The sequence below is a fragment of the Flavobacterium sp. genome (assembly GCF_029242675.1).
GTDB lineage: Bacteria > Bacteroidota > Bacteroidia > Flavobacteriales > Flavobacteriaceae > Flavobacterium.
The window spans coordinates 1-2281 of sequence record NZ_JAQWTM010000141.1 but is presented as its reverse complement, the minus strand read 5'-3'; the positions used below and the strand labels follow the sequence as shown (position 1 = coordinate 2281).

General features: G+C 34.7%; 2 protein-coding genes. One reads left to right on the top strand and one right to left on the bottom strand.

What is annotated here, in order from left to right; translation table 11 throughout:
* Nucleotides 1-1057 (bottom strand): glycosyltransferase (locus P8M54_RS05650; protein ID WP_300286089.1); only part of this gene is annotated, 1057 nt, incomplete at its 3' end.
* A 40-nt stretch (nucleotides 1058-1097) separates the two neighbouring features.
* On the opposite strand from P8M54_RS05650, the gene P8M54_RS05645 reads away from it, so the two are divergent.
* Nucleotides 1098-2234 carry a glycosyltransferase gene (locus P8M54_RS05645; protein ID WP_300286087.1) on the top strand — a complete coding sequence of 379 codons (1137 nt, stop codon included), beginning with the start codon at nucleotides 1098-1100 and terminating at the stop codon, nucleotides 2232-2234.
* The last annotated feature ends 47 nt before the right edge of the window (nucleotides 2235-2281 follow it).

The following is a 2281-nucleotide window of genomic DNA, read 5'->3' as shown; positions in this document are numbered from 1 at the left end:
TTTCTAATGAAAAACGTTGTACACTTGAAACAGCATTTTGCTTGCAATTCTCGTATAAAACACGATCCTCTATCATGCGGTTCATGGCTAGTGTGAGTTTTTCAAAATTCTGATTCTCGACCAAAAGTCCGTTCAATTGATCTTGTACAATTTCACTTGGTCCTGAGAGGCAATCAAAGGCTACAACAGGAGTTTGACACGCCAATGATTCTATTAAAACGGTACCAAAACCTTCATTCTTACTTGATAAAACCGTGAATTTGGCATGTTTAAAATAGCTAAACGGGTTATCTTTCCATCCCAAAAACACCACCGATTTATCAAATTGACTTGCCACCACTTGCTGTTGTAATTGAGCGCGAAGTTTACCTTCACCCAGAATTACTAATTTTATTTTTTTGCTTGGAAGCGTAGAATTGGCGTAGGCAGTAATTAATTTATCAAACTGTTTGACGGTATCATCCATTCTTCCTACCGCTGCAATATAGTCGTAATCTATGGCAATTTTCTCCTTGGAACAAGATTGAATATCATCAATTGCAATTGCATTATGGATTGTAATTGTATTTTCATAACCCAGCTCCAACTTTATTTTTTTTTTTATTTTTTCAGAAACCGTCACGATTCCGTATGCGTCAGTATAGATATGTTTGGCTAAAAACTGCAATTTCGGGAAATACAATGCTGTCATGTAGCTATGAATCGTCATCACATAAGGAGCCGAATACAGTAACTTAGTCATCAAAAATTCCTGAAACTGATTGTTTTTGACTCGGAAATCAATGATGTAATCGAACCGGTTCGAGTTTAAAAATCGTCTTAAAACCCAAAATCGTTTTAGCTTGTTAAAAACACCATTTCTTTGATTTTTAAGCTTTCCGAGATTTAGCAATTCCCCTGAAAAATCATAGCCTATTTTGTCTATCACAATCACATGATGCACTTTAATATTATTCGAGACAAAAAATTGAGACAACAAAGCTGCCGCACGCTCAGCCCCGCCTGAGGCTAATTGTTCGCTTATGAGGCATATTTTGTACTCTTTCTTTTGAGGCATAAAGCAAAATCACTAATTTCGAAAACAAATATAACTATTCATGCGGATTTTATTAGTGGGCGAATACAGTAGGTTCCATAATTCTTTAAAAGAAGGTCTGGTCGAACTTGGTCACGAGGTACTACTCATTGGAGATAATGATTTCAAAAATTATCCTTTAGACATTTCGGTTTTTGCGAAAGCTTTTAAGAAAAATTACCTTCTTAATAAATTTAGACAAGGTGTTTTTAGATTATTTAAATTCGACTTAGCACAAGTGGAAACGGCCTACCGATTTTATACCAATCGAAAAAAATTAGTGGGTTTTGATGTGGTCCAATTAATTAATGAATATCCTTTACAATCTACGGTGTTTTTGGAAAAGAAAATGCTTAATTACATTTTCAAAAACAATAGCAAAGTCTTTCTTTCCTCTTGCGGAGATGATTACAGTAGCGTTAACTATATGCTTAAAGGACAATTTCGCTACTCAGTAGTCACCCCATGCATTGGTAATCCTGAGCTTGGTCATTGTCCGTACACGCTGCGCTATGCGAAAAAACCGTTCCAAGAATTGCATGAGTTTGTATTCGAAAACACAATCGCAGTAATTCCAGGTGATTTAGATTATGCCATTCCGTTACAAAATCATCCTCATGCAACAGCTTTAATTCCGTATCCCATAAATACAGCTACATTAAAATACTGTCCTCTTGAAATAGCAGAGAAAATCATCATTTTTCATGGAATAAATGAAGCAAATTACTTTAAAAAAGGAAACCACTATTTTGAAGCAGCTTTAAAAATTATAAAAGATAAATATCCTACCAGAGTAGACATAATTACCGCTAAAAGTATGCCCTACGCCACCTATATAGAACTTTATAATAAAAGCCATATTGTATTGGATCAAGTATTGACTTACGACCAAGGTTATAATGCTTTAGAAGCTATGGCAAAAGGCAAAGTTGTTTTCACGGGAGCCGAAACCGAATTTTTAGCGCATTATAAATTAACTGAAACAGTTTGTGTCAACGCCCTTCCTGATGTATCCTCAATTGTTAACGAATTGTCTTTTTTAATTGAAAATCCTACTGAGATTACTGCAATTGGAAAACGAGCAAGAGCATTTATTGAGAAAGAACACGATTATAAAGCTATAGCTGAACGGTACTTACAAACTTGGTTGAAAAATTAATACCACTTACCCTTTATTCAATCGATCATATACTTTCTTTTTAAAAT

Bases quoted from the DNA above. Each gene is read 5' to 3' on its own strand.
- P8M54_RS05645 (WP_300286087.1), top strand. From the start codon at position 1,098: ATGCGGATTTTATTAGTGGGCGAATACAGTAGGTTCCATAATTCTTTA.